This window comes from Pseudomonas sp. VE 267-6A (assembly GCF_024126555.1).
In the GTDB taxonomy this organism is placed as follows: domain Bacteria; phylum Pseudomonadota; class Gammaproteobacteria; order Pseudomonadales; family Pseudomonadaceae; genus Aquipseudomonas; species Aquipseudomonas palmensis.
In genome coordinates this window covers 54,344-80,767 of the sequence record NZ_JAMYBY010000019.1, presented here as the reverse complement: position 1 = coordinate 80,767, position 26,424 = coordinate 54,344, and the positions used below count along the sequence as shown (strand labels likewise).

Here is a 26,424-nt window from a genome sequence, read left to right as displayed (position 1 = left end):
CCGCGCAGGCCGGGTGCCTTGCATCAGCTGCGGTGCAGTTTGCTCATCAGCTCGGCTTCGGCCTGGGTCAGGCCGCAGGACTGGGTCAGCTCGTCGACGCTGGCGCCCATGCCCACCAGCCGCGCCGCCTGGGCGAACGACAGGCTGTTGGGGTCGCGCTGCTCCAGTTGCATCAGCTTGTCCGGCAACGGCGCCACCACGGCGCGCAGCTCGTGCAACGCGTCGCCCATGCGCACCGTACCGTTCTGATAATCGTCCACACGCTTGGCCAGGTCCTTGATGCGCTGGTCACGCAGCGCATCGCCCTGGGCCTGCTGCGAGGCCAGCTCGCGCTGGCGCTTGCTGTAGCCGTAGAACAGCCACAGGCTGAGGATCCAGACCAGCGCCAGAAATATGACAGCACCCTCGAGAATCAACTCAGATATTCTCCAGCTCGGACCACTCTTCCTCGGTCATCATCTTGTCCAGCTCGACCAGGATCAGCAGTTCGTTGTTCTTGTTGCACACGCCCTGGATGAACTTGGCCGATTCCTCGTTGCCGACATTCGGCGCGGTCTCGATCTCCGACTGACGCAGGTACACGACCTCGGCCACGCTATCGACCAGGATGCCGACCACCTGCTTGTCCGCCTCGATGATCACGATACGGCTGTTGTCGGAGATTTCGGCAGACATCAGGCCGAAGCGCTGGCGCGTGTCGATCACGGTCACCACATTGCCGCGCAGGTTGATGATGCCCAGCACATAGCTCGGCGCGCCCGGCACCGGAGCGATTTCGGTGTAGCGCAGCACTTCCTGGACCTGCATCACGTTGATGCCGTAGGACTCGTTGTCCAGCTTGAACGTTACCCACTGCAGAATCGGATCGTCGGAACCCTGCGCAGTCATGTTTTTCATTCCCCTAACCCTCAAAAGCCGTTCTCGGCGGTGTACTCAGTGCGGTCGCGGCAGTTGCGACCGATTATTTATGCGTACCGTGCATCTGCTTGACGGCGCCGCTGGCGATCAGCTCGGCCAGCTCGGCGACATCCAGCAGCGCGCACATGTGTTCGATGACCGTACCGGCAAGCCACGGGCGCTGCCCACGCTGGCTACGCCACTTGATCTCGCTCGGGTCCAGGCGCAGCGAGCGGCTGACCTGATGCACCGCCAGCCCCCACTCGTAGCCCTGTACCGAAATAACGTATTGCAGCCCCTGGCGGAAGTCGTCGCGGTAGCGGTCGGGCATGACCCAGCGCGCCGTGTCGAGCACCTTCAGGTTACCCGCCTGGCTCGGCAGGATGCCCAGGAACCACTCGGGCTGGCCGAACAGCGGCGTGAGCTCCTGGCCGGCCAGCGAGTAGATCGAGCCCAGGCACACCAGCGGCACCGCCAGGGTCAGCCCGGCCACGTCGAACAGCAGGCATTCGAACGGCTCGGCGGCCCAGGCCGGGCGACCGTCGCCCGTCAACGGCGGCACCGGCTGGTCCGGTGCTGCGGGCAGGTGCACCTGCACCAGCGGCTCGACCGGGGTTGGCACGTCGGCGATGACCGGGGCGACCACCGGGGCCGCCTCCACCACCTTGGCCACCACCGGTGGCGCCATCACCGGCATGACCAGCCGCGTCGGCTCGGCGAATGCCGGCGCCGCGGTCTTGAGCTGGGCGTCACGGGCCTGTTCTTCGAGCACTGCTGCCTGGAACTCGTCGATCGCTTCAGGCGCCGTGACGACCACCGGGGCCGGGGCCACTGCGACGCGTTCGGCCACCGCCAGGGGCAATGGCTGCAGCTCTTCGGTGGCCTCCTGCAACAGGCCGTCCAGGTACGACTGCAAGGCCAGTTGAGGCTTTATGGTGACCTGCTGCGGGCTGTTCATCAGGCCACCTGCGCAACGGCATTCTGCGCCAGCAGATGCTTGAGCAATGCCCGGTAGGCAATCACGCCACGGCTCCTGCCATCGAACTGCGACGGCGTGAGCCCGGCACGGCTGGCGTCGCGCAGGCGCGTATCGACCGGAATGTAGCCCTGCCAGATGGTCTCGGGATAAGCGTCGCGCAGCACCCGCAGGGTGCCCATCGAGGCCTGGGTACGGCGGTCGAACAGGGTCGGCACGATGTGGTACGGCAAGGCCTGCTTGCGCGAGCGATTGACCATGCTCAGCGTGCTGACCATGCGTTCGAGGCCTTTCACCGCCAGGTATTCGGTCTGCACCGGGATCACCAGTTGCTGGCTGGCTGCCAGCGCATTGACCATCAGAACGCCCAGCAACGGCGGGCTGTCGATGATCGCGTAGTCGAAATCCTGCCACAGCTGCGCCAGACTCTTGGCGATCACCAGGCCCAGGCCACTCTGGCCCGGTGACTGACGCTCGAGCACCGCCAGGGCGGTGCTGGAAGGCAGCAGCGAGATGCGCTCGTCGCTGGTGGGCAGCAACAGCTGGCCCGGCAGCCCTTCGGGCACCGTGCCCTTGTGCAGGAACAGGTCGTAGCTGCTGTGCTCGAGGGTGTCCGGGTTGTGACCGAAGTAGCTGGTCATGGACCCGTGCGGGTCGAGGTCGACCACGACCACGCGCTTGCCCGCCTCGGCCAGCAGGCCGGCCAGGGCGATGGATGTGGTGGTCTTGCCGACACCACCTTTTTGATTGGCTACTGCCCAGACTCTCATTGCGCTGCTTCCTCCCGGTCGGGTCGGACCCTGCCGGGATCGATTAAAGGGTCGACGACGGGGAATTGACGGGATTGCGCCCGGCCGTCGGTGCTACGGCTGGCGGTGCAGTTTGTGTGCCAGCACGCTTGAGCGCCGCATCGGGTGTGGCATTGGCGCTGCCGGTACCGGTCAGGCTGCGGCGCACCTCCAGATTGCGCGAGATCACCAGCACCACCCTGCGGTTCTGCGCGCGCCCTTCAGGGCTGGCATTGCTGGCGATGGGCTGGAACTCGCCGTAGCCCACAGAAGCCATGCGTGCCGGGTTGACCCCTTCCATCGCCAGCAGGCGCACGATGCTCGCCGCCCGTGCCGACGACAACTCCCAGTTGGTCGGGTACTGCGCCGTGCGGATCGGCTGGTCGTCGGTGAAACCTTCGACGTGCACCGGGTTGGCGAACGGCTTGATGATGTGCGCCACCTTGTCGATGATGTCGAACGCCTTGTCGCTGGGCATGGCATCGCCACTGCCGAACAACAGGGAGGAATTGAGCTCGATCTCGATCCACAGTTCGTTGCCGCGCACGGTCATCTGGTCGGACTTGATCAGGTCGCCAAAGGCATCGCGCACATCGTCGGCGATGGTCTGCAGCGGGTCGCTGGAGCTTTGCCCCAGGCCCGCATCGACCTGCTCGCTGTCCTTGATCAGCGGTTCGGCCGGCTTGACGCTGAGGGGGCGCTCGTCGCCTATCGGAATCGGCTTCATGCTGCGCTCGGGATCGTTGAACACGCCGATCAGCGCCTGCGAGATGACCTTGTACTTGCCCTCGTTGATCGAGGAAATCGAATACATGACCACGAAGAAGGCGAACAGCAAGGTGATGAAGTCGGCATACGACACCAGCCAGCGTTCGTGGTTTTCATGTTCCTCGGGTTGACGACGACGGGCCATGGCTTACTCCATGAAGCCCTGAAGCTTCAGTTCGATTGAACGTGGGTTCTCGCCTTCGGCAATCGACAGCAAGCCTTCCAGGAGCATTTCGCGATAGCGCGACTGGCGCATGGCCAGGGCCTTGAGCTTGTTGGCGATCGGCAACAGGATCAGGTTGGCACTGGCCACGCCGTAGATGGTGGCCACGAACGCCACGGCGATACCGCTGCCCAGCTGGGTCGGGTCGGCCAGGTTGCCCATCACGTGGATCAGGCCCATCACCGCGCCGATGATGCCGATGGTCGGCGCATAGCCGCCCATGCTCTCGAACACCTTGGCAGCCTGGATGTCGCGGCTTTCCTGGGTGTAGAAATCCACCTCGAGAATGCTGCGGATGGCTTCGGGCTCGGCGCCGTCGACCAGCAGCTGCAGGCCCTTGCGGGCATACGGGTCGGGCTCGGCATCGGCCACGCCCTCAAGGCCCAGCAGGCCTTCCTTGCGTGCGGTGAGGCTCCAGTTGACCACCCGGTCGATACCACCGGCCAGGTCGACCCGCGGCGGGAAGAGGATCCAGCGCACGATCTGCAGGGCGCGCTTGAACGCGCTCATGGGGGCCTGCAGCAGCGAGGCCGCCAGCGTCCCGCCGATCACGATCAGCGCCGCCGGGCCGTTGATCAGGGCCGACAGATGGCCGCCTTCGAGGTAGTTGCCGCCAACGATGGCGACGAACGCCAGGATGATCCCGATAAGGCTCAACACGTCCATCAGATGCACGCCTCTACCAGGTGCCGGCCGATCTCGTCCAGGCCGTACACCGCATCGGCCAGGTTGGCCTTGGCAATGGCCATGGGCATGCCATAGATCACGCAGCTGGCTTCGTCCTGGGCCCACACCTGGCTGCCGCCCTGCTTGAGCAGGCGCGCGCCTTCGCGGCCATCGGCGCCCATGCCGGTCAGCACCACGGCCAGCACCTTGTCGCCATACGACTTGGCCGCCGAACCGAAGGTGATGTCCACGCAGGGCTTGTAGTTGAGGCGTTCGTCACCTGGCAGTATCTTCACCGTGCCGCGCCCGTCGACCATCATCTGCTTGCCGCCCGGTGCCAGCAGGGCCAGGCCGGGGCGCAGCACGTCGCCGTCCTCGGCTTCCTTGACGCTGATGCGGCACAGCTTGTCCAGGCGCTCGGCGAAGGCCTTGGTGAAGGCCGCCGGCATGTGCTGGATCAGCACGATCGGCGCCGGGAAGTTGGCCGGCAGTTGGGTCAGCACGCGCTGCAGCGCCACCGGGCCACCGGTGGAGGTACCGATGGCCAGCAGCTTGTAGGCCTTGCGCTTGGGCGCCGGCGAGCTGGGTGCAGCGGCCCGCGCAGGGGCTTGCGGGGCAACCGGGGCGGCGCGCATGGACGCTGCCGGGGCGCTGCTGCCGGCGCTGTGCGACGGTGCAGGCGCTGCGGCCGGTGCCGGGCTGGCATAGCTGCTGAAACGACGGTTGCTGCGCGAAATGGTATGCACCTTTTCGCACAGCATCTGCTTGACCTTCTCGGGGTTGCGCGAGATGTCCTCGAAGTTCTTCGGCAGGTAGTCCACCGCACCGGCGTCCAGTGCGTCGAGGGTGACGCGGGCGCCTTCGTGGGTGAGCGAGGAGAACATCAGTACAGGCGTGGGGCAGCGCTGCATGATATGACGCACGGCGGTGATGCCATCCATCATGGGCATTTCATAGTCCATGGTGATGACGTCGGGCTTGAGCGACAGCGCCTGATCGATCGCTTCCTTGCCGTTGGTCGCGGTACCGACCACCTGGATAGTCGGGTCCGCTGAAAGAATTTCCGAGACACGGCGGCGGAAAAAACCGGAATCATCCACCACCAGGACCTTGACTACCATAAACACTCCATTACGGGGCGCGGCCACCTGGCCACGCCACCGGGATCAGATACGCCGAGCGGCGTAACGCTTGAGCATGCTCGGCACGTCGAGGATCAGCGCAATGCGCCCGTCACCGGTAATGGTGGCGCCCGACATGCCCGGGGTGCCCTGCAGCATCTTGCCCAACGGCTTGATGACCACCTCTTCCTGGCCCACCAGCTGGTCGACCACGAAGCCGATGCGCTGGGTACCCACCGACAGGATCACCACGTGGCCTTCACGCTGCTCCTCGTGGGCTGCCGAGCTGACCAGCCAGCGCTTGAGGTAGAACAGCGGCAAGGCCTTGTCACGCACGATCACCACTTCCTGGCCGTCGACCACGTTGGTGCGCGACAGGTCCAGGTGGAAAATCTCGTTGACGTTCACCAGCGGGAAGGCGAAGGCCTGGTTGCCGAGCATCACCATCAGGGTCGGCATGATCGCCAGGGTCAGCGGCACCTTGATGACGATCTTCGAGCCCTGGCCCTTGGTCGAGTAGATGTTGATCGAGCCGTTGAGCTGGGAAATCTTGGTCTTGACCACGTCCATGCCCACGCCGCGACCGGACACGTCGGAGATCTCGGTCTTGGTCGAGAAGCCCGGGGCGAAGATCAGGTTGTAGCAGTCGCTTTCGCTGAGGCGATCGGCGGCGTCCTTGTCCATCACCCCGCGCTTGACCGCAATGGCGCGCAGGACATTGGCATCCATGCCCTTGCCGTCATCGGAGATCGACAGCAGGATGTGGTCGCCTTCCTGTTCGGCAGCGAGGATCACCTTGCCATTGCGCGACTTGCCGGCGGCTTCGCGCTCTTCCGGGGTTTCCACGCCATGGTCGACGGCGTTGCGCACCAAGTGCACCAGCGGGTCGGCCAGGGCCTCGACGAGGTTCTTGTCCAGGTCGGTCTCTTCGCCGACCAGCTCCAGGTTGATCTCTTTCTTGAGCTGGCGGGCCAGGTCGCGAACCAGACGCGGGAAGCGCCCGAAGACCTTCTTGATCGGCTGCATGCGGGTCTTCATCACCGCGGTCTGCAGGTCGGCGGTTACCACGTCCAGGTTCGAGACGGCCTTGGACATGGCTTCATCGCCGCTGTTCAGGCCCAGGCGCACCAGGCGGTTACGCACCAGCACCAGTTCGCCGACCATGTTCATGATCTCGTCCAGGCGCGCAGTGTCGACCCGCACGGTGGTCTCGGCCTCGCTGGCCGGATGCTTGTCGGCAGCGGGAGCCGCCTGACGAGCCGGCGCGGGGGCGGGGGCCTTGGCCGGTGCCGGTGCAGCGGCTGCCGCTGCGGGCTTGGCCGCCGGCTTGGCCGCAACCGTCGCCGCAGCAGCAGGCGCGCTGGCAGCGCCAGCGCCGCTGACGGCGTCGGGCGCGAACTTGCCCTTGCCGTGCAACTCGTCGAGCAGGGCCTCGAATTCGTGTTCGGAAATATGGTCACCCGCCGCTGCGGGTGCGGCAGCGGCCGGTGCGGCGGCCGCTACAGCGCCGGGCAGTGCATCGGCGGCAAAGGTGCCCTTGCCGTGCAACTGGTCCAGCAGTGCTTCGAATTCATCGTCGGTGATGTCACCGCTGGGCGCCGCGTCCGCGCCAGGTACAGCAGCAGATGCCGCCGCCACGCTGTCGGGGGCGAACTGGCCCTTGCCATGCAACTGGTCCAGCAACGACTCGAACTCGGCGTCGGTGATTTCATCGCTGGCAGCGTCCACGGCCACCGGCTCGGGCGCCTCGGCCTGGGCCTTGGCGGCATTGAGCGAGTCGAGCAACTGCTCGAACTCGCTGTCGGTGATATCACCCCCGCTCGCCTCGGCTTCAGGCTCCGGCTCGGCAACCGCCGCCACCGGCGCAGGCGCCGCCGCTTCGGCACTGGCAGGTTCGGCCAGGCGCGCCAGGGCGGCCAGCAGTTCCGGAGTGGCTGCGGTGATGTCGGTGCGCTCGCGCACCTGGCCGAACATGCTGTTGACGGTGTCCAGGGCTTCCAGGACCACGTCCATCAGTTCGGCGTCCACACGTCGTTCACCCTTGCGCAGGATGTCGAAGACGTTTTCGGCGATGTGGCAGCACTCCACCAGCTCATTGAGCTGGAGGAAGCCGGCGCCCCCTTTTACAGTGTGAAAACCGCGAAAAATTGCATTGAGCAGGTCGGCATCATCCGGGCGGCTTTCCAGCTCGACCAGTTGCTCGGACAGTTGCTCAAGAATTTCGCCGGCTTCTACCAGAAAATCCTGGAGGATTTCTTCATCGGCGCCGAAGCTCATTAAACGTGCTCCCTAAAAACCCAGGCTGGACAGCAGATCGTCGACATCGTCCTGACCGGACACAACGTCTTCACGTTTATCGGCATGAATCTGTGGTCCTTCACCCCGAGTCGGATGTTTTTCTTGATCTTTTTCGGCACGCAGCTGGTCGTGGTCATGCTCGATGCCGGCGAACCGGTCGACCTGACTCGCCATCAACACGAGCTTCAGAAGATTGCTTTCTACTTCGGTGACCAGTGCCGTGACGCGCTTGATCACCTGGCCGGTCAGGTCTTGGTAGTCCTGAGCCAGAAGAATGTCGTTGAGATGGCCGGCGACCTTGCGGTTGCCCTCGGCGCTGTGCGTCAGGAAACTGTCGACGCGCTTGACCAGCTCGCGAAACTCCGGAGCCTCGACTTCGCGGCGCATGAAGCGCTGCCAGTCGCCACTCAGGCTGGCCGCCTCGGCACTGAGGTCGTTGAGTACCGGCGTGCTTGCCTCCACCAGGTCCATGGTGCGGTTGGCAGCGCCCTCGGTCAGCTTGACCACGTACGACAGGCGTTCGGTGGCGTCGGTAATCTGCGAGACTTCCTCGGCCTGCGGCATGTGCGGATCGATCTGGAAACTGACGATCGCACTGTGCAGCTCGCGGGTAAGCTTGCCGACTTCCTGGTACAGGCCAAGGTCACGGGTCTGGTTCAGCTGATGGATCAGTTGCACCGCGTCGCCGAACCTGCCTTTTTCAAGGCTGCTGACCAGCTCCTGGGCATGTTTCTTCAGAGTCGACTCGAAGTCGTCCAAAGATGATCTTTTTTGCTCCATAAGCGCCCCCGTGGCGTACCTCAGCTATTGACGCGCTCGAAGATCTTTTCGATCTTTTCTTTCAGCACCTGGGCGGTGAACGGTTTGACCACATAGCCGTTGACGCCCGCCTGGGCGGCTTCGATGATCTGTTCGCGTTTGGCTTCGGCCGTCACCATCAGCACCGGCAGGTGCTTGAGGCGTTCATCCAGACGTACCTTGCGCAGCAGGTCGATACCGGACATGCCGGGCATGTTCCAGTCGGTCACCAGGAAATCGAAGTGACCGCTTTCGAGCATCGGCAACGCGGTGTTGCCGTCGTCGGCTTCCTGGGTATTGGTGAAGCCCAGGTCACGCAACAGGTTCTTGATGATCCGCCGCATCGTCGAAAAATCGTCGACGATGAGGATTTTCATGTCTTTGTTCAATTAGACCTCCAAGCAGTCTTTAACGCGCTCAGCGCTGAACGCGCATTCAATCAATTCGGGCACTACATTTCACGACTGTATGGAACGGCTGCTCAACGCGCCCGCCATTCCCCCAGGCGACCGCGCAAGCGTGCGGCGCACTGGCTGTGCAACTGGCTGACACGCGACTCGCTGACCCCCAGCACCTCGCCGATTTCCTTGAGGTTCAGCTCTTCGTCGTAGTACAGCGCCAGCACCAGGCGCTCGCGCTCGGGCAGGTTGGCGATTGCATCCGCCAGGGCTGCCTGAAAGCGCTCGTCTTCCAGATCGCGCGATGGCTCGAGCTGGGCACTGGCGCCGTCCTCGTGCAGGCCTTCATGTTCGCCGTCCTGCAACAGGTCGTCGAAACTGAACAGGCGACTGCCCAAGGTATCGTTCAAAATCCCGTAATAATCATCGAGACTCAATTGAAGTTCGGCAGCAACCTCGTGATCTTTAGCATCACGACCGGTTTTTGCTTCAATTGCACGAATCGCGTCACTCACCATGCGGGTATTGCGGTGTACCGAACGCGGCGCCCAATCCCCCTTGCGCACCTCGTCGAGCATGGCCCCACGGATGCGGATACCGGCATAGGTCTCGAAACTGGCACCCTTGCTGGAGTCGTACTTGTTGGAGACCTCGAGCAGGCCGATCATGCCGGCCTGGATCAGGTCTTCCACCTGCACACTGGCTGGCAGACGCGCCAGCAGGTGATAGGCAATGCGCTTGACCAAGGGTGCGTACCGCTCGATCAGCTCGTACTGGGCATCACGCGAAGCCTTGCTGTACATCCGATAGCCGCTTGCACTCATAGCACTGGTCCCGCACTGGTCGGTTGCACCAGCCGTTCGACGAAGAACTCCAGATGACCACGCGGGTTGGCAGGCAACGGCCAGCTATCGACCTTCTGAGCAATGGCCTTGAAGGCCAGCGCGCACTTGGAACGCGGAAAGGCTTCGTAGACTGCTCGCTGCTTCTGCACTGCCTTGCGGACACATTCGTCGTAGGGCACAGCACCGACGTATTGTAAGGCGACATCCAGGAAGCGATCCGTGACCTTGGTCAACTTGGCGAACAGATTGCGACCTTCCTGAGGGCTTTGTGCCATGTTGGCCAGCACCCGGAAACGGTTCATGCCGTAATCGCGGTTCAGCAGCTTGATCAGGGCATAGGCGTCAGTGATGGACGTGGGCTCGTCGCACACCACCAGCAGCACTTCCTGGGCCGCGCGCACGAAGCTGACGACCGAATCGCCGATGCCGGCCGCGGTGTCGATGACCAGCACGTCGAGGTTGTCGCCGATCTCGCTGAACGCCTGGATCAGCCCGGCATGCTGGGCCGGCGCCAGGTGCACCATGCTCTGGGTGCCGGAGGCCGCAGGCACGATGCGTACCCCGCCAGGCCCCGGCAGCAGCACGTCGCGCAGCTCGCAGCGGCCCTCGATGACATCGGCCAGTGTGCGTTTGGGGGTCAGGCCGAGCAAGACGTCGACGTTGGCCAGGCCCAGGTCGGCGTCCAGCAGCATGACCCGACGGCCAAGCTCAGCCAGCGCCAATGACAAGTTCACTGACACGTTGGTCTTGCCGACGCCACCTTTGCCGCCTGTCACGGCGATCACCTGTACGGGATGCATGCTGCCCATGTTTGTTCTTTACCTTGTCTTACTTAGACCGAGGCCACATGACTGGCTGCGCTTTCAACACCTGAAAAATGCCTGGCAGACCATTGATGTAGGTACTTTGCAACGTATACACATTTACCTCAGCCGACACGCTTGCCGTCGCTGTGGTACAGATCGGCGAACATGTCGGCCATGGCCTCTTCGCTGGGATCGTCCTGCATTTGTACACTGACCGCGCGACTGACCAGATGGTGCCGGCGCGGCAAGTGCAGATCGTCCGGAATGCGCGGCCCATCGGTCAGATAGGCCACCGGCAACTCATGCGTGATGGCCAGGCTCAGCACCTCGCCCAGGCACGCCGTTTCGTCGAGCTTGGTCAGGATGCAACCGGCCAGCCCGCAGCGCTTGTAGCTGTGGTAGGCAGCGGTCAGCACCTGCTTCTGGCTGGTGGTGGCCAGCACCAGGTAATTCTTGGCCTGGATGCCGCGCCCGGCCAGGGTTTCGAGCTGCATGCGCAGTGCCGGGTCGCTGGCCTGCAGGCCGGCGGTATCGATCAGCACCACGCGCTTGCGCAGCAGAGGGTCCAGGGCCTGGGCCAGCGACTGGCCGGGGTCGACGTGGGTCACCGACACATTCAGGATGCGCCCCAGGGTCTTGAGTTGTTCCTGGGCGCCGATGCGAAAGCTGTCCATGCTCACCAGCGCGATGTTCTGCGCGCCGTACTTGAGCACATAGCGCGCCGCCAGCTTGGCCAGGGTGGTGGTCTTGCCCATGCCGGCCGGGCCGACCATGGCGATCACGCCGCCCTCTTCTATCGGCTCGATTTCCGGCACCTGGATCATGCGGGCCAGGTGCGCCAGCAGCATGCGCCAGGCCTGGCGGGGCTCTTCGATGTCGGCAGTGATGTCCAGCACCTCGCGGGCCAGCGGCCCGGCGATGCCGATACGCTGCAGACGGCGCCAGAGGTTGGCCTGGTGCGGCTTGCTGCCCTGCAGCTGGGTCCAGGCCAGCGAGCCGAGCTGCACTTCGAGCAGCTCGCGCAGGCCCGAGAGCTCCGAGCGCATGGAATCGAACAGACGCTGATCGACCGGCGCCGGGGCCGCTGCCTGAGGCCGCACGGGGGCCTCGACCTGCGGCTCTACCAGCGGCTCGGAGGCGGTCAGCGGCAGGCCGGCGAACAACTGGCGGTTGCCCTCCTCGCCTTCGACCCGGCTGCTGAGCTCGGCCTGCGCGGTGACGATGCGCGACTGGGTCTTGCGCAGTTCGTCCTCGAGCTCGACGTTCGGCACCCGCGGCGCAAGCGCGGACAGCTTGTAGTCCAGCGCCGCCGTCAGCTCGACACCGCCAGCAATCCGTCGGTTGCCGATGATGGCGGCCTCTGCCCCCAGCTCATCACGAACCAGCTTCATGGCCTGACGCATATCAGCGGCGAAAAAACGCTTAACTTGCATATCCCACTACCTCAGCCGTTGGGGCCTACTGTGGCAACGATGGTAACTTGCTTGTTGTCAGGTATTTCCTGATACGCCAAAACATGCAAATTCGGTACAGCCAGGCGGCCAAAACGCGACAGCATCTGTCGAACGGGTCCTGCGACCAGCAGGATTGCAGGTTGCCCTTGCATCTCCTGACGCTGGGCGGCCTCGATCAACGAACGCTGAAGCTTTTCGGCCATGCTCGGCTCAAGAAGAACACCATCTTCCTGACCCTGCCCGGCCCTTTGCAAACTATTGAGCAAAATCTGTTCCAACCTTGGCTCAAGCGTGATCACAGGCAGCTCGGACTCAGTTCCTACAATGCTTTGCACGATTGCGCGGCTCAATCCTACGCGCACCGAAGCCACCAGCGCGGCGGTATCTTGACTCTTGGCGGCATTGTTGGCGATGGCTTCGGCAATGGTGCGGATGTCGCGCACCGGCACCTGCTCGGCCAGCAACGCCTGCAGCACCTTGAGCAGACCGGACAGCGGCAGCACCCCCGGTACCAGTTCCTCGGCCAGCTTGGGCGAGCCCTTGGCCAGGACCTGCAGCAGTTGCTGCACCTCTTCGTGACCGATCAGCTCGTGGCAATGCTTGTAGAGGATCTGGTTGAGGTGGGTGGCGACCACGGTGCTCGCGTCCACCACGGTGTAGCCCAGCGATTGCGCCTGGCTGCGCTGGGCCACATCGATCCACACTGCCTCCAGGCCGAAGGCCGGGTCCCTGGCGGCGATGCCGTTGAGGTTGCCGAACACCTGCCCCGGGTTGATCGCCAGTTCGCGGTCGGGGTAGATCTCGGCCTCGGCCAGGATCACCCCCATCAGCGTCAGGCGGTAGGCACTGGGGGCCAGGTCGAGGTTGTCGCGGATGTGCACGGTGGGCATCAGGAAGCCCAGGTCCTGGGACAGCTTCTTGCGTACCCCCTTGATCCGCGCCAGCAACTGCCCACCCTGGTTGCGGTCCACCAGCGGGATCAGCCGGTAGCCGACTTCCAGGCCAATCATGTCGATCGGGGTAACGTCGTCCCAGCCCAGCTCCTTGGTTTCCTGAGCACGCTGCGGCGACGGCAGCAGGTCCTGCTGGCGCTGCACTTCCTGCTGTGCCTTGACCTTGGCCTGGTTCTGCTTGCGCCACACCAGGTAGGCGCCGCCTGCGGCCATCAGGCCGAGGCTGAGGAATGCCACGTGCGGCATGCCCGGCACCAGCCCCATGACGATCATCAGGCCGCCGGACACGGCCAGCGCCTTGGGCGAATCGAACATCTGCCGGTTGATCTGCTTGCCCATTTCCTCGGAGCCCGAGGCACGGGTAACCATGATCGCGGCAGCGGTGGACAGCAGCAGCGAAGGCAGCTGCGCCACCAAACCGTCACCGATGGTGAGCAGCGCATACACGCGACCGGCGTCGCCGAAGGTCATGCCGTGCTGGAAGATACCCACAGCCATGCCGCCGATCAGGTTGATGAACAGGATCAGCAGGCCGGCGATGGCGTCACCGCGCACGAACTTGCTGGCACCGTCCATCGAACCGTAGAACTCGGCCTCCTGGGCCACTTCGGTACGCCGCGCCTTGGCCTGGGCCTGGTCGATCAGGCCGGCGTTGAGGTCGGCGTCGATGGCCATCTGCTTGCCGGGCATGGCGTCGAGGGTGAAGCGCGCGCTCACCTCGGAAATGCGCCCGGCACCCTTGGTCACCACCACGAAGTTGATGATCATGAGGATCGCGAACACCACGATACCGACCACGTAGTTGCCGCCGATCACCACCTCGCCGAAGGCCTGGATCACCTTGCCCGCGGCTTCGTGGCCGTCGTGGCCGTGGAGCATCACCACCCGCGTGGACGCCACGTTCAGCGCCAGGCGCAGCAGCGTGGCCACCAGCAGGATGGTCGGAAACACGGCGAAATCCAGCGGGCGCAAGGCGTACACGCACACCAGCAGCACGACGATGGACAGGGCGATGTTGAAGGTGAAGAACACGTCGAGCAGGAACGGCGGGATCGGCAACATCATCATTGCCAACATCACCAGCAGCAACAGCGGCACCCCCAGGTTGCCCCGGCCGAGCCCGGACAGGTTGCTACGGGCGCTGTTGATTAACTGAGAGCGATCCACCGATATTCCTCTTCAAGCAAACTTTTGACGCCATGCGGGCGCTTGGCGCTGCTATTGCAAGAAGCTTTCCAACTTTGGATCAGTGACGCGACCTTCGCCGACACTGCCGGCTCCTGCAGCGAAGGGGCCGGCACCTCGGCGCCGACGGGAAGAGCTCAAACGGTTCAGGAATCGCGGCGCAGCTCCGGCGGAATCGGCAGATCCTTGAGCGGCTCCGGCGCCTTGCCCTTGCCCGCCCGGTGCTGGCGAATCTGATACACGTAGGCCAGCACCTGGGCCACGGCCAGGTAGAGGCCGGCCGGGATCTCTTCCTCGAGCTCGGTGGAGTAGAAGATCGAACGCGCCAGCTCAGGCGATTCCAGCACCTGGATGTTGTGGGCATTGGCGATTTCGCGAATCTTCAGCGCCAGGAAATCGGTGCCCTTGGCCAGCAGCGTCGGCGCATTGCCCTTCTCGGGGTCGTACTTGAGCGCCACCGCATAGTGGGTCGGGTTGGTGATGATCACGTCGGCATCGGGGATCGCCGCCATCATGCGCCGCTGCGACATCTCGCGCTGCAGCTGGCGAATACGCTGCTTGACCTCCGGCTTGCCCTCGCTGTTCTTGTACTCGTCGCGCACCTCCTGCTTGGTCATCAGCAGCTTCTTGTGCGACTGGTACAGCTGCAACGGCACGTCCACCAGGGCAATCAGCAACAGGCCGGCGGCCATCCACAGGGCACTCCAGCCCACCACCTGCACGCTGTGGATGATCGCCTGCTCCAGCGGCTCGTTGGCAATGGCCAGCAGGTCGTCACGGTCCGACGACAACACCACCAGCGCCACGATCAGGATCACGAAGAACTTCGCCAGGGCCTTGAGCAGCTCGGTCAGTGCGTTCAGGGAAAACATGCGCTTGATCCCCGACAGCGGGTTCATGCGGCTGAACTTGGGCGCCAGGGTGCCGCCGGCAAACAGCCAGCCACCCAGCGAGATCGGCCCGATGAAGGCCACGATCAGCGCCACCAGCAATACCGGCTGCAGCGCCATCAGGGCCATCTTGCCCGAGGCCAGCAAGAAGGTGCCCATCGAGCGCTCGTCGATCAGCGTGTCGCGCGACAGGGTGAAGTTGATGCGCATGATGTCCATCAGCACTTCGGCCAGGCCACCACCGAACACCAGCAGGCCACCGGCCCCGGCCAGGGTCACCACCACCGTGTTGAGCTCCTTGGAACGGGCGATCTCGCCCTTCTCGCGGGCGTCCTTCTTCTTTTTCTCCGTGGGGTCTTCTGTCTTGTCCTGACCGCTTTCGCTCTCTGCCATGCTCAGCTCGCCCTCGCCAGCTCACGCAGCCACTGCAGGGCCTCGGAGGCCAGCGCCTGGTAATGGGAAAGGATGTCGGCCAGGACAACCCAGAAAATCCCGAGCCCCAGCACCAGGGTCAACGGGAAACCGATGGAAAAGATGTTCAGCTGCGGCGCTGCACGGGTCATCACGCCGAAGGCGATGTTCACCACCAGCAGCGCGGTGATCGCCGGCAGCACCAGCAGCAGCGCCGCGCCCAGCACCCAGCTCAGCCGCCCGACCAGGTCCCAGTAGTGGTTGACCATCAGGCCGGTGCCCACCGGCAAGGTGGTGAAGCTCTCGGTGATCACCTCGAACACCACCAGGTGCCCGTTCATCGACAGGAACAGCAGCGTCACCAGCATGCTCAGGAACTGGCTGACCACCGCCACGTTGACGCCGTTGACCGGGTCGACCATGGAGGCGAAGGCCATGCCCATCTGGATGGCCACCACCTGCCCGGCCACCACGAATATCTGGAAGAACAGTTGCAGCGACAGGCCGAACACCGCACCGATGAGGATCTGCTCGGCAATCAGCAGCAGCCCGCTGAGCGACAGCGGATTGACTTCGGGCATCGGCGGCAGGCCCGGCACCACCACCACGGTGATCGCCAGGGCCAGGTACAGGCGGATGCGCCCCGGCACCATCTTGGTCCCGATGATGGGCATGGTCATCAGCACGGCGGCAATGCGAAACAGCGGCAGGATGAAGCTCGCCACCCAGGTGGCGATCTGCGCATCGGTCAACTGGAGCATCGCGCGCTCAGCCGATCAACTGGGGAATGCTGCCGTACAACGACAGGATGTATTCCATGAACTTCTGCACCAGCCAGGGCCCGGCCACGATCAGCGTGATCAGCATCACCAGCAGGCGCGGCAGGAAGCTCAGGGTCTGTTCGTTGATCTGGGTGGCGGCCTGGAACATGGCCACCATCAGGCCCACCAGCAGGCTCGGCACCACCAGCACAGCCACGATCATGGTGGTCAGCCACAGCGCATCGCGGAACAGGTCGACAGCAACTTCTGGGGTCATGTTGTTCTCCTCGGCGCGCTAGACGCCACCGAAACTGCCGGCCAGGGTGCCCATGATCAACGCCCAGCCATCCACCAGCACGAACAGCATGATCTTGAACGGCAGGGAGATGATCAGCGGCGACAGCATCATCATACCCATGGCCATCAGCACACTGGCCACCACCAGGTCGATGATCAGGAACGGGATGAAGATCATGAAGCCGATCTGGAACGCGGTCTTGAGTTCGGAGGTGACGAAGGCCGGTACCAGGATGGTCAACGGCGCCTCGTCCGGCGTGGCGATATCGGTACGCTTGGACAGGCGCATGAACAGGTCGAGATCGCTCTCGCGGGTCTGCGCCAGCATGAAGTCCTTGAGGGGCACCTGGGCCTTGGCCACCGCGTCCTGGGCCGACAGGGTCTCGGCCAGGTACGGCTGCAGGGCATCCTTGTTCACCCGGTCGAATACCGGCGCCATGATGAACAGGGTCAGGAACAGCGCCATGCCGGTGAGGATCTGGTTCGACGGCGTCTGCTGCAGGCCCAGGGCCTGGCGCAGGATCGAGAACACGATGATGATCCGGGTGAAGCTGGTCATCAGGATCACGAACGCCGGAATGAAGCTCAGCGCCGTCATGATCAGCAGGATCTGCAGGCTGACCGAGTACTCCTGCTGCCCATCCGCCCCGTTGGACAGGGTGATCGCCGGAATCGACAGCGGGTCGGCGGCCAGGGCCAGCGGCGCTGCGAACATCAGCAGCAGGGTCAACAGCATGCGCAATGCGCCCATCACGACTTGTCCTTTTGATCCTTGCCCAGCAGCTCCATCAGGCGCTGGGCGAATTCGGGCGTAGCCTGGCGGGCGCTGGCCGGTACCTGCACCGGCTCGGCCAGCACATGCAACGCGGTAAGGCTGCCCGGCGTATGACCGATCAGTATCTGTTCGTTGCCCACCTGCACCAGCAGCAGCCGATCACGCGGGCCGACCACGCGCGTGCCGACGATCTCGATGACCTGCTGGCCACGCGGCGTCACGTTCTGCACCCGGCGCAGCAGCCAGGCGAGAAAGAAGATCAGGCCCAGCACCAGCAACAACCCCAGCACCAGACGGCCCAACTGCCCGCTGGCACTGCCGGCTGCTGCCGTGGTCGCCGCGGCTGTCGTGGCCGCGGGCTGTGCCGCCAGTGCCAGGTCGAGCCAGAGCAGGCCGACCCCGGTCAGCCCCGCTTGCAGAAGACGCTTCACTCAGCGCAGCTTCTTGATGCGTTCGCTCGGGCTGATCACGTCGGTCAGGCGGATGCCGAACTTCTCGTTCACCACCACCACCTCGCCGTGCGCGATCAGGGTGCCGTTGACCAGCACGTCCAGCGGCTCGCCGGCCAGGCGGTCCAGCTCGATCACCGAACCCTGGTTCAGTTGCAGCAGGTTGCGGATGTTGATTTCGGTGCTGCCCACTTCCATCGAGATGCTCACCGGAATATCCAGGATCACGTCCAGGTTCGGGCCGTCCAGGGTCACTGCATCGTTGCCCTTGGGCGAGCTGCCGAATTCTTCCATCGGCAGGCGGTTGGGCGAGCCGGCACTGCTGCCGCCGTCAGCCGCCAACAGCGCGTCGATGTCGGACTGGCCGGCGTCGCCGGTCTCGCTCAGGGCTGCTGCCCACTCATCGGCCAGGGCCTGGTCTTCCATGGAGGTGATATCGTTTTCGTCAGCCATCTTGTCCTCGACGGGGCAATCAATTCGGAGTTAAAGCCAGGGTACCGATCAGCGGCGCTCGATCGGCTCGGTTACTTGCAATGCCAGTGTGCCCTTGTGCGAGCCCAACTTGGCCTTGAACGACGGTACGCCATTGGCGCGCAGTACCAGCTCGTCCGGCAGTTCGACCGGGATCACATCACCCGGCTGCATGTGCAGGATGTCGCGCAGGCGCAGCTCGCGGCGTGCCACGGTGGCGCTGATCGGCACGCTGACGTCCAGCACGTCTTCGCGCAGGGCCTTGATCCAGCGTTCGTCCTGGTCGTCCAGGTCGGACTGGAAGCCCGCGTCGAGCATTTCGCGCACCGGCTCGATCATCGAGTAGGGCATGGTCACGTGCAGGTCGCCGCCACCGCCATCGAGTTCGATGTGGAAGGTGGACACCACCACCGCCTCGCTCGGGCCGACGATGTTGGCCATGGCCGGGTTGACCTCCGAGTTGATGTACTCGAAGTTGACCGGCATGATCGCCTGCCAGGCTTCCTTGAGGTCGACGAAGCACTGGTCCAGCACCATGCGCACCACGCGCAATTCGGTGGGCGTGAACTCGCGACCCTCGATCTTGGCGTGACGACCGTCACCGCCGAAGAAATTGTCCACCAGCTTGAACACCAGCTTGGCATCGAGGATGAACAGCGAGGTGCCGCGCAACGGCTTGATCTTCACCAGGTTGAGGCTGGTGGGCACGTACAGCGAGTGCACGTACTCACCGAACTTCATCACCTGCACGCCCCCCACTGCCACATCCGCCGAGCGGCGCAGCAGGTTGAACATGCTCACGCGGGTATACCGGGCGAAACGTTCGTTGATCATTTCCAGGGTCGGCATGCGCCCGCGCACGATCCGGTCCTGGCTGGTCAGGTCGTAGCTCTTGATGCTGCCGGGGTCGGCGCCGCTATCGGTTTGCACCAGCCCGTCGTCGACGCCGTGCAGCAGGGCATCGATCTCATCCTGGGACAGCAGGTCCTGCATGGCCATCTTGGGCTCCTACTGCAATACGAAATTGGTGAACAGCAACTGGTCGATCACCAGCTTGCCGACTTCTTTCTGGGCCACTTCCTGCACGCTGGCGGTGGCCTTCTGGCGCAGCATCTCCTGGCCGACCGGGGTCGCCAGGGAGTCGAACGGCTGGCCGGAGAAGAGCATCACCAGGTTGTTGCGGATCACCGGCATGTGCACTTTCAGCGCATCCAGCGCAGCCTGGTCGCGCCCCTGCATGGTGATGCTCACCTGCATGTAGCGCTGACGACCGTTCTGGTTGAAGTTGACGACGAAGGCTGGCGCCAGCGGCTCGTAGATGGCCGCAGGCCTGACGTTGCTGACGGTTGCCGGGTCGACCTGAGGTTTGCTGTCGCCCCTTTGCAGGAAGAACCAGGTGGCGCCCACCGACAAGCCGATGGCCAGCAGCAATGCCAGCACCAGCAGCAGGATCAGCTTGAGTTTGCCTTTTACGGCGGGGTCTTTCACTGCTTCGCTCTTCGCCATGCCAATAATCCGTCACTCACAAGAGGTTTGTCCCACATGGCGAGGGTTGAGCAAGTGTTATGCCAGATTTGCGGGCCACACCGGCCCGATTGAGGAAGGCGACGAACGCAGGGGCAGATTCATCCGTGAAGGGCTGGGCAGCCGCCCCGCAACGCCCAGCCCTCCCCGTGCAATCAGGCGTAGAAATCGACCGCGCTGGACCCCAGCACCACCGGTCGCTCCACGGGCTGGGCCGCCGCGTCGGCGTCGGCCTCTTCGCCGCCCGCGCCTTCATTGCGACGCGCGGCCACGCCGCTGAGCTTCGAGGTGCCGTCCTGCGAGCCCTGCTGCTCGCGGGACTGGTCGGCCACGTTCACGTCAGGTTGCGCCAGCCCCTGTTCGGCGAACATTTCCTTGAGCCGGCTGGCCTGGTTTTCCAGCGCTTCGCGCACCACCACGTTGCCACTGGTGAAGGTGATCTGCGCCTGCTGCTCGGGTGTCATGTGCACGCGAATGTCCAAGCGCCCCAGTTCGGCTGGCTCCAGCTTGATTTCAGCCGACTTCAGGTTCTGGCTGGACAGGTACATCACGCGATTGACCAGGCCCTCGGTCCAGCCACCCTGGTGCATCGCCAGCGGCTGGTTCAGCGGCATCGCCACCGGCACCGCATTGGCGGTCTTGGGCGTCGCGGCCTGGGTCAGCGCGCTGAGGCGCTCGGCAAAGTCATCGACACGGGTATCGCTGGAGGCGCCCTTGAGGTCCTTCAGGCCGTCATCGAGCAGGTTGCTGAAGCCCTTCTCGCCCGGCTCGCTGTCGCCCGGATCGGCCTGACGCGGGTCGAGCATGGCCGCCAGGGTATTGACGGCAGGCTGGCCCTGGGTGGCTTCGGGTTGCGCCGTGGTCGGCTTGCTGGCATGGGCAGAGGTGGTGCCCTGGGCCTGGGCGTTCTGCTCCAGGGCCAGGCGCAATGCCGGCAGGTCCTCGAGCACGTCGCCGGCCGGGTCGAAAGCGGGTTCTTCCGGGGCCGGTGGCTGCGGCGCGACGGCCGGGGCCTGCACCTGGGCCTGCAACTGTGCGGCAGCCGCCTGCACCACTGGGGCCACCGCTTCGGCCTGAGCCTGGATCAGCTGTGCACCGGCCTGGGCGTCAGTAACCTGACCCGCCACCAGGCTCGAATCGAGCAGTTGAAGGTCATCGGCAACTGGCGTCGACTCGTCCGATACCGGCTTCTGTTCAGGCAATGAATTGCCGCTGTCGGCAACAGTGCGCTCCTGATCGGTCGCCGTCTTGCCGGCATTTGCCGCCCCGGCTGCAACGCCCGCCTTGTCGGCATTGGGCACATCCGCCTTGGCCGGCAGCTTGTCGCGGGACTGATCGGCATACACCTTGGAGAAGCCCGCAGCCTTGTCATTGGCGACCTGGGGCACCTTTTCGGGCGCTGGCGCAGCCGTGCGCGAGGCCTTGGCCACGGCGGACGGTTGCAGCAGCGGGTTTGAAGCGACAGGCATGGGAAGGGTCTCCACTACAGAAGCGCGAACTTGAATAGCGAAGAGACTGCAAGAGTCGCGCCAGGTTTGCGCTACACAGGATGCCTGGCCGCCTGCGGCGACACGCGCTCCAACTCGGCGACATAGAAGGGACGCACTTCGAGGTACTCGCACCTGATCTGGCTGATCAGGTCCTCGATGCCGTGTGCCGGCTGCTCCATCACGCGCACTTCCAGCTGCCGACACAACTCGGCCAGGTCGGTGGCGCCCATGTTGCTGCAGCTACCCTTGAAACTGTGGGCAGCCTCACTCAGCTGCCGGGGGGAGCGGGCGTCGCGCAGTTGCACCATGCGCTTTTCGCAATCGGCCAGGAAGGTCTCCAGCAACTCGGCATACTGGCTACCCATGACCTCCCGCAACTCGCCCACTACCTTGTTATCGATACGCTGATCGGACACTTGCTCACTCCTTGATCAAGTTCAATTATGCCAGAGCCACCCAGGCGAACTCCACGCGGGCCCTGCGCCCTCCGTCGGCCCATTCGGCGTGACGGCTCAAACGCCGGATCAGGCTCAGGCCACGCCCGCACAACCGCTGCTCCAACACCGGTCGGGCCAGCACTGTACCCACATCGAAGCCACTGCCGCTATCTTCGATCTCAATCACCAGACGCCCGCCACCCGCTACGGGTTCAACCTGAAGGTGCAAGCGTATGTAACCTTCCTGCAATGCCTGCAGGCGTCGGCTGCGCTCCTGATAATAGGCGGCAAACCCCTGGGCGTCGCGCTTGAGGGCCGAGTCGAGGGCCAGCACACCGTGCTCCAGTGCATTGGTGTAGAGCTCGTTGAGCACGCTGTGCAGCGCACCGCTCTGGGGGCGCAGGCCGTGTATTTCCTGCAGTACCTGCAACAGATAGGGCAAGGGGTTGAAGCGTTTGAGGGTCTGCGCGCGAAACTCGAACGACAGCGACCAGTCCAGCGGGCTGGACTGGCCGCTGTCCGAATAGACAAGCGGCGGCGGGGCCAGTGTCTGGGGCTCGACCACACTGATCTCGAGCATGCTGACATCGTCGCGGGACTGGCCGCGAAAGTCTTCGAGCGCCTGCAGTACATCCTCGAACAGTTGCTGCGGCGCACGGTTGCGCGCAAACACCTGGCGCAGGCGCTCCACCCCGAACAGTTGCTCGTCCTGGTCGCAGGTATCCACCACCCCATCGGACAGCAGGAACAGGCGATCCCCCAACGCCAGCGACACCACCTCGGGGTGCTCGTCGAAACGCTCCGGCGCCAGCACCCCCAAGGGCAAGTGCCGCGACACCAGCGCCTGGGGCTCGCCACCGGCCGCGGGCAGCAGGTAGCCGTCCGGCATGCCGCCGTTCCATACCTCGGCCAGGCGCCGCTCGAAACTCAGGCTGAGCATCATTGCGCAGCAGAACATGTCGACCGGCAGGATGCGCTTGAGCTTGGCGTTCATCTCGCGCAAGGTTTCGGCCAGGCCGTAGCCCTTGGCGGTCATGCCGTAGAACACCTCGGCCAACGGCATGGCGCCCACTGCAGCCGGCAGGCCATGGCCAGTGAAGTCGCCCAGCAGCACATGCATTTCACCGGTCGGCGTGAACGCCGCCAGCAGCAGGTCGCCGTTGAACAGCGCATAGGGAGATTGCAGGTAGCGGATGTTCGGCGCATTCAGGCACCCCGAGTGCGTGACCTGATCGAACACCGCCTTGGCCACCCGCTGCTCGTTGAGCAGGTGACCGTGGTGGCGCGCCAGCTCGTCGCGCTGCTCCAGCACGGTCGCCTGCAGGCGACGCAGGCGATCCATCGCCTTGATCTTGGCGGCCAGGATCACCGGGCGATAAGGCTTGGGCAGAAAGTCGTCGCCACCAGCCTCCAGGCAACGCACCAGGGCCTGCTCCTCACTCAGCGAGGTAAGAAAGATGATCGGCACCAGCGCCTGGCCAGCCATCAGCTTGATCTGGCGAGCCGCCTCGAAGCCGTCCATCACCGGCATCAGCGCGTCGAGCAGCACCAGTTGCGGACGCAGCTCGGCAAACAGCGCCACTGCCTGCGCACCATTCTCGGCCGTGATCACCGAGTGCCCCTGCTCGCGCACGATGCGCGCCAGCAACAGGCGGTCGGTGGCGCCATCTTCGGCAATCAGCACGGTCAGCGACGACTGCTCGTTCACGAGGTCGCTCAAGTGATCTCGAACAGCTTGTCGAAATTGGAGATGGCGAGGATCTTGCGAACGTCGGAGCTGGCGTTGATCACCCGTATATACGCATCGTCGCCGCCGGCGTGGTCACGCAGCAGCAGGAGCATGCCCAGGGCGGAGCTGTCGAGATAGGTGGCGTCCTTCAAGTCGACGACCACGCCCTTGGAAGGTACTGGCTCGCGCTCGTAGCATTCACGAAACGCCTGGTGCTTGCCGAAATCGAACCGTCCCTTGACCCTGATCGTCAGGCTGTTCCCATCCGGCGATAGATCGTGCTCCACGGCCATATGCTCGACTCCTTCGATCATGGCGATTGCAGACACCACAGGTTTAGCAGCCCGCCCGCCCCTGGGCAACCTGCGCCGACCAATGCCGTGCTAGAAGCGATCGTGGCGCGGCAATCGCTGGGACAATTCGTCGAGCAGCTTCTGCTCGCGCTTGTCCTCGAGCATGCGGGCTTCATCGCGGTAGCGCTGTACCAGCTTGCGCAGGCCCTCGACCCGGGCGTAGGCCTGCTGCCAGGTGGCCCGTGCGTTGTTGAGGTTGGTCTGGTGCCACACCAGGCTCTGGTGTTGCTGGGCCACGGCGGTGTCCAGCTGGCTGAGAAAGCGCTGATAGCCCAGCAGCCAGCTGCCTGAAACGCCCTGGCCGCCCTTTTCCATCCACTGGTTCTGGTACTCGCTGCGAAACTGGTCCAGTTCCCGGAGCTTGGTTTCGGCCATGCTCACCTGCTGCTGGAAATGCCCGAGGCGCTGCACAGCCTTGCGCTCGGCCTCCTCGGCCATCTCCACCACCGGCACCAGGCGCGCGGCACGACTTGGCAGGGCCATCGGTTATCAGCCCGAAGCCGCTGGGGCGAACACCGCCGCCAGTTCATCGCGGCTCTGCTCATGGCTGACGTTTTCATTGAGCCCCTGGCGCAGGTACTGCACCAGCTTGGGTTGCAGGGAAATCGCCAGGTCCGTCTCGCGGTCGCCGCCAGCCACATAGGCACCCACGCTGATCAGGTCGCGGCTTTGCGACAGGCGCGACCAGAGCTGCTTGAACTGCTGGGCCTGGGTCATCTGCTCGGGGCTGACCACCTGCGGCATGACCCGACTGATCGAAGCCTCGATATCGATGGCCGGGTAATGCCCCTCTTCGGCCAGGCGCCGGGACAGCACGATATGGCCGTCGAGTACGCCCCGCGCGGAGTCGGCAATCGGGTCCTGCTGGTCGTCGCCTTCGGACAACACGGTGTAGAAGGCGGTGATCGAGCCACCACCGGCCTCGCCGTTGCCGGCGCGCTCCACCAGCTTGGGCAGCTTGGCGAACACGGAAGGTGGATAGCCCTTGGTGGCTGGCGGCTCGCCGATGGCCAGGGCGATTTCCCGCTGGGCCTGGGCGAAACGGGTCAGCGAATCCATCAGCAACAGCACGTTCTTGCCCTTGTCGCGAAAGTACTCGGCGATCCGCGTGCAGTACATGGCGGCGCGCAGGCGCATCAGCGGTGCATCATCGGCAGGGGATGCCACCACCACCGAACGCTTGATGCCCTCCTCGCCCAGGATGTGCTCGATGAACTCCTTGACCTCACGCCCCCGCTCACCGATCAGCCCCACCACGATGATGTCGGCCTCGGTGAAACGGGTCATCATGCCCAGCAGCACACTCTTGCCCACGCCGGTACCGGCGAACAGGCCCAGGCGCTGGCCACGGCCCACCGTCAGCAGGCCATTGATGCTGCGAATGCCCACGTCCAGCGGCTGGCTGATGGGGTCGCGGTTGAGTGGGTTGATGGTGGGGCCGTCCATCGGCACCCAGTCCTCGGCCTTCATCCCGCCCTTGCCATCCAGCGCCCGGCCGGCACCATCCAGCACGCGACCGAGCATGCTCATGCCCATCGGCAGGCGGCCGCTTTCGGCCAGCGGCACCACCCGCGCACCGGGCGCGATGCCGGCAACGCTGCCCACCGGCATGAGAAATACCCGGTCACCGGCAAAGCCCATGACCTCGGCCTCGACCTGCACCGGATGGTAGCTGTCATCGTTGATCACCAGGCAGCGGCTGCCGACGGCAGCGCGCAGGCCTTCGGCCTCCAGGGTCAGGCCGACCATGCGCAACAACCGCCCCTCCACCACCGGCTGCGCCGGCAGGCTTACGGCCTCGGCATAGGTGCCCAGGCGCTTGCCGAAGCTGGTGCGGTCAAGGCGCATCGGGCGTGGCCTCGCGGGTGCCCGCGTCGCCAGCAAGGTCGACGTGCAAGTCTGGCGCGGCAGGGTGCAGGCCCTGGTCATGCAACTGGTCGAACAACTGGGTCATGGCCTTTTCGATGCGGGTCTCGACGGTGGCGTCGATACGGCTGTGCAACGTCTCGATGCGGCAACCACCGGGCAACAGGGCGTCGTCTTCGAGCAGGCGCCAGTTTTCCTCATGACGCTCGCGCAGGGCCTTGGCCAGCTCGAAGTCCTGCGGATTGACATGAATGCGGATGTTTTCGGCGCCCATCGGCAGCAGCTTGAGGGCCTCGCGCAGCACGTGGGTGATCTGGCTGGAGTCGGTGGCCAGCTCACGCCCGATCACCTCGCGGGTGATGCGGCTGACCATGTGCACCAGGGCCTTCTCGATCTGGTTGTCCTGCTCGGCGATCGGGTCGAGCAGGTGGCCCATCAGCTGCTCCAGGCTCGCCAGCTTGGCGCTCAGGGCCACTTCGGCCTCCTGGCGGACCTTGAGCTGGGTGCTGTGAAACCCTTCGCGCTCGCCGGTGGCAAAGCCTTCGTTGTAGGCTTCCTGGCGAATGCTTTCGAGCTCTTCGAGGGTCAGCGGCTGGACTTCTTCCAGCGGCACTTCTTCGACTTCCTCGACGATTTCCGGCTCGGGTTCGGGCTCGGGTTCCGGCTCCGGGTCGAAGCTGGGCAGCGCCCAGCGGTCGAAGCCCTCGACGTCGCGGGCGGGGATCAGTTCACTCAGGTGCTCGTTGGTCGACATGATTCCACGCGTTCAATTGGGTAGGCGCCGGGGTGGTCGGC

Annotated in this window: 29 protein-coding genes; all 29 read right to left on the bottom strand. The window is 64.4% G+C overall.

All coding sequences use genetic code 11. The features are described 5' to 3' along the window. Nucleotides 1–23: 23 nt before the first annotated feature. A complete protein-coding gene (locus tag NJH59_RS20955; RefSeq protein WP_043861834.1) occupies nucleotides 24–416 on the bottom strand; it encodes a DUF2802 domain-containing protein in 393 nt (130 codons plus the stop codon). A gap of 1 nt (nucleotide 417) precedes the next feature. Continuing rightward, entirely contained in the window at nucleotides 418–897 is a 480-nt protein-coding gene (locus NJH59_RS20950) for a chemotaxis protein CheW (protein WP_043861833.1), read from the bottom strand. Between the two features lie 64 nt (nucleotides 898–961). Continuing rightward, a complete protein-coding gene (locus NJH59_RS20945) occupies nucleotides 962–1,855 on the bottom strand; it encodes a CheW domain-containing protein (protein ID WP_058542050.1) in 894 nt (297 codons plus the stop codon). Next, a complete protein-coding gene (locus NJH59_RS20940; RefSeq protein ID WP_043861831.1) occupies nucleotides 1,855–2,643 on the bottom strand; it encodes a ParA family protein in 789 nt (262 codons plus the stop codon). Before NJH59_RS20940 ends, NJH59_RS20945 begins: the two co-directional genes overlap by 1 nt. Before the next feature lie 43 nt (nucleotides 2,644–2,686). After that, entirely contained in the window at nucleotides 2,687–3,574 is an 888-nt protein-coding gene (gene motD / locus NJH59_RS20935; RefSeq protein ID WP_043861830.1) for a flagellar motor protein MotD, read from the bottom strand. Between the two features lie 3 nt (nucleotides 3,575–3,577). After that, the gene (locus NJH59_RS20930) at nucleotides 3,578–4,318 is read right to left on the bottom strand and encodes a flagellar motor protein (RefSeq protein ID WP_043861829.1); all 741 of its coding nucleotides are present in this window, start codon (nucleotides 4,316–4,318) and stop codon (nucleotides 3,578–3,580) included. After that, entirely contained in the window at nucleotides 4,318–5,439 is a 1,122-nt protein-coding gene (locus NJH59_RS20925; protein WP_058542051.1) for a chemotaxis response regulator protein-glutamate methylesterase, read from the bottom strand. Before NJH59_RS20925 ends, NJH59_RS20930 begins: the two co-directional genes overlap by 1 nt. A gap of 45 nt (nucleotides 5,440–5,484) precedes the next feature. After that, entirely contained in the window at nucleotides 5,485–7,716 is a 2,232-nt protein-coding gene (locus NJH59_RS20920; RefSeq protein ID WP_253087254.1) for a chemotaxis protein CheA, read from the bottom strand. Between the two features lie 12 nt (nucleotides 7,717–7,728). Further along, complete coding sequence (locus tag NJH59_RS20915; protein ID WP_043861826.1) at nucleotides 7,729–8,517, bottom strand: protein phosphatase CheZ; 789 nt, start codon at nucleotides 8,515–8,517, stop codon at nucleotides 7,729–7,731. A gap of 20 nt (nucleotides 8,518–8,537) precedes the next feature. Further along, on the bottom strand, nucleotides 8,538–8,912 hold the full coding sequence (locus NJH59_RS20910) for a chemotaxis response regulator CheY (RefSeq protein ID WP_043861825.1): 375 nt from the start codon (nucleotides 8,910–8,912) through the stop codon (nucleotides 8,538–8,540). Nucleotides 8,913–9,016: 104 nt separating this feature from the next. Then, nucleotides 9,017–9,757 (bottom strand): RNA polymerase sigma factor FliA, encoded by a 741-nt coding sequence (gene fliA / locus NJH59_RS20905; RefSeq protein ID WP_043861824.1) that lies wholly within the window; start codon nucleotides 9,755–9,757, stop codon nucleotides 9,017–9,019. Further along, on the bottom strand, nucleotides 9,754–10,587 hold the full coding sequence (fleN, locus tag NJH59_RS20900; RefSeq protein WP_054915624.1) for a flagellar synthesis regulator FleN: 834 nt from the start codon (nucleotides 10,585–10,587) through the stop codon (nucleotides 9,754–9,756). The genes fliA and fleN overlap by 4 nt, the downstream gene beginning before the upstream one ends. Nucleotides 10,588–10,706: 119 nt before the next feature. Further along, the gene (gene flhF / locus NJH59_RS20895; protein WP_043861822.1) at nucleotides 10,707–12,017 is read right to left on the bottom strand and encodes a flagellar biosynthesis protein FlhF; all 1,311 of its coding nucleotides are present in this window, start codon (nucleotides 12,015–12,017) and stop codon (nucleotides 10,707–10,709) included. Between the two features lie 11 nt (nucleotides 12,018–12,028). After that, nucleotides 12,029–14,158, bottom strand: a complete 2,130-nt coding sequence (gene flhA / locus NJH59_RS20890) for a flagellar biosynthesis protein FlhA (RefSeq protein WP_043861821.1) — start codon at nucleotides 14,156–14,158, stop codon at nucleotides 12,029–12,031. 164 nt (nucleotides 14,159–14,322) lie between these two features. Beyond that, nucleotides 14,323–15,459, bottom strand: coding sequence for a flagellar biosynthesis protein FlhB (flhB, locus tag NJH59_RS20885; protein ID WP_104572217.1), 1,137 nt, complete (start codon nucleotides 15,457–15,459; stop codon nucleotides 14,323–14,325). Between the two features lie 2 nt (nucleotides 15,460–15,461). Next, nucleotides 15,462–16,238, bottom strand: a complete 777-nt coding sequence (gene fliR, locus NJH59_RS20880; RefSeq protein WP_054915627.1) for a flagellar biosynthetic protein FliR — start codon at nucleotides 16,236–16,238, stop codon at nucleotides 15,462–15,464. A gap of 7 nt (nucleotides 16,239–16,245) precedes the next feature. Then, a complete protein-coding gene (gene fliQ / locus NJH59_RS20875; protein WP_043861818.1) occupies nucleotides 16,246–16,515 on the bottom strand; it encodes a flagellar biosynthesis protein FliQ in 270 nt (89 codons plus the stop codon). 18 nt (nucleotides 16,516–16,533) lie between these two features. Further along, nucleotides 16,534–17,286, bottom strand: a complete 753-nt coding sequence (fliP, locus tag NJH59_RS20870; RefSeq protein ID WP_054915628.1) for a flagellar type III secretion system pore protein FliP — start codon at nucleotides 17,284–17,286, stop codon at nucleotides 16,534–16,536. Next, entirely contained in the window at nucleotides 17,286–17,687 is a 402-nt protein-coding gene (gene fliO / locus NJH59_RS20865) for a flagellar biosynthetic protein FliO (RefSeq protein WP_229590456.1), read from the bottom strand. Before fliO ends, fliP begins: the two co-directional genes overlap by 1 nt. A gap of 54 nt (nucleotides 17,688–17,741) precedes the next feature. Then, nucleotides 17,742–18,212, bottom strand: a complete 471-nt coding sequence (gene fliN / locus NJH59_RS20860) for a flagellar motor switch protein FliN (RefSeq protein WP_043861815.1) — start codon at nucleotides 18,210–18,212, stop codon at nucleotides 17,742–17,744. A 48-nt stretch (nucleotides 18,213–18,260) separates the two neighbouring features. After that, a complete protein-coding gene (gene fliM / locus NJH59_RS20855) occupies nucleotides 18,261–19,229 on the bottom strand; it encodes a flagellar motor switch protein FliM (RefSeq protein WP_043861814.1) in 969 nt (322 codons plus the stop codon). A gap of 9 nt (nucleotides 19,230–19,238) precedes the next feature. Continuing rightward, nucleotides 19,239–19,736: a flagellar basal body-associated protein FliL gene (gene fliL, locus NJH59_RS20850; protein ID WP_054915630.1), complete on the bottom strand. Its 498-nt coding sequence runs from the start codon at nucleotides 19,734–19,736 to the stop codon at nucleotides 19,239–19,241. 173 nt (nucleotides 19,737–19,909) lie between these two features. Beyond that, the gene (locus tag NJH59_RS20845) at nucleotides 19,910–21,223 is read right to left on the bottom strand and encodes a flagellar hook-length control protein FliK (protein ID WP_253087253.1); all 1,314 of its coding nucleotides are present in this window, start codon (nucleotides 21,221–21,223) and stop codon (nucleotides 19,910–19,912) included. A 71-nt stretch (nucleotides 21,224–21,294) separates the two neighbouring features. Continuing rightward, the gene (locus tag NJH59_RS20840) at nucleotides 21,295–21,660 is read right to left on the bottom strand and encodes an Hpt domain-containing protein (RefSeq protein ID WP_043861811.1); all 366 of its coding nucleotides are present in this window, start codon (nucleotides 21,658–21,660) and stop codon (nucleotides 21,295–21,297) included. A 25-nt stretch (nucleotides 21,661–21,685) separates the two neighbouring features. After that, the gene (locus tag NJH59_RS20835) at nucleotides 21,686–23,401 is read right to left on the bottom strand and encodes a fused response regulator/phosphatase (RefSeq protein WP_253087252.1); all 1,716 of its coding nucleotides are present in this window, start codon (nucleotides 23,399–23,401) and stop codon (nucleotides 21,686–21,688) included. After that, on the bottom strand, nucleotides 23,398–23,703 hold the full coding sequence (locus NJH59_RS20830; protein WP_043861809.1) for an STAS domain-containing protein: 306 nt from the start codon (nucleotides 23,701–23,703) through the stop codon (nucleotides 23,398–23,400). Before NJH59_RS20830 ends, NJH59_RS20835 begins: the two co-directional genes overlap by 4 nt. Before the next feature lie 90 nt (nucleotides 23,704–23,793). Beyond that, nucleotides 23,794–24,246, bottom strand: a complete 453-nt coding sequence (gene fliJ, locus NJH59_RS20825) for a flagellar export protein FliJ (RefSeq protein WP_043861808.1) — start codon at nucleotides 24,244–24,246, stop codon at nucleotides 23,794–23,796. Between the two features lie 6 nt (nucleotides 24,247–24,252). Further along, nucleotides 24,253–25,611 carry a flagellar protein export ATPase FliI gene (fliI, locus tag NJH59_RS20820; protein WP_043861807.1) on the bottom strand — a complete coding sequence of 453 codons (1,359 nt, stop codon included), beginning with the start codon at nucleotides 25,609–25,611 and terminating at the stop codon, nucleotides 24,253–24,255. After that, nucleotides 25,601–26,383, bottom strand: coding sequence for a flagellar assembly protein FliH (gene fliH / locus NJH59_RS20815; RefSeq protein WP_054915633.1), 783 nt, complete (start codon nucleotides 26,381–26,383; stop codon nucleotides 25,601–25,603). Before fliH ends, fliI begins: the two co-directional genes overlap by 11 nt. Nucleotides 26,384–26,424: the final 41 nt, after the last annotated feature.